1 protein-coding gene is annotated in these 775 nt (G+C 55.2%); it reads left to right on the top strand.

Features of this window, described 5'->3' with window-relative positions; translation table 11 throughout:
- Positions 1 to 775 (top strand): Ig-like domain-containing protein (locus CZ809_RS20860; protein WP_144396230.1); only part of this gene is annotated, 775 nt, incomplete at both ends.

The following is a 775-nucleotide window of genomic DNA, read 5'->3' as shown; positions in this document are numbered from 1 at the left end:
ACCACAAAAGTTGTGGAGCAGGACGGCAAGTTAACGTGGACGGCAGAAGTCGATGGCAGTGTTTTAGACGGTGCGACGGCTGATAGTGTGACGGCAACCGTCACCACCACGGATGAGGCGGGCAACAGTGCCACCGCGACGGACGATCACCCTTACAACATTGATACTGACATTGCGGCAACGATCACTATTACCTCGATAGCTACCGATGGTGTTATCAACGCAGATGAAGCGCACAGCAAAGTCCCGGTCACGGGGACCGTGGGCGCAGATGTTAAAGTCGGCGATACCGTTACGGTCGTTGTTGATGGTCAAACCGTGGGCACCACAAAAGTTGTGGAGCAGGACGGCAAGTTAACGTGGACGGCAGAAGTCGATGGCAGTGTTTTAGACGGTGCGACGGCTGATAGTGTGACGGCAACCGTCACCACCACGGATGAGGCGGGCAACAGTGCCACGGCGACGGACGATCATCCTTACAACATTGATACTGACATTGCGGCAACGATCACTATTACCTCGATTGCTACCGATGGTGTTATCAACGCAGATGAAGCGCACAGCAAAGTCCCGGTTACGGGGACCGTGGGCGCAGATGTTAAAGTCGGCGATACCGTTACGGTCGTTGTTGATGGTCAAACCGTGGGCACCACAAAAGTTGTGGAGCAGGACGGCAAGTTAACGTGGACGGCAGAAGTCGATGGCAGTGTTTTAGACGGTGCGACGGCTGATAGTGTGACGGCAACCGTCACCACCACGGATGAGGCGGGCAACA

Origin of the sequence: Photobacterium piscicola, from assembly GCF_900166965.1 — a bacterium.
GTDB classification, from domain to species: domain Bacteria; phylum Pseudomonadota; class Gammaproteobacteria; order Enterobacterales; family Vibrionaceae; genus Photobacterium; species Photobacterium piscicola.
The sequence above is the reverse complement of the archived record's forward strand: the minus strand, read 5'-3'. Positions and strand labels throughout refer to the sequence as shown.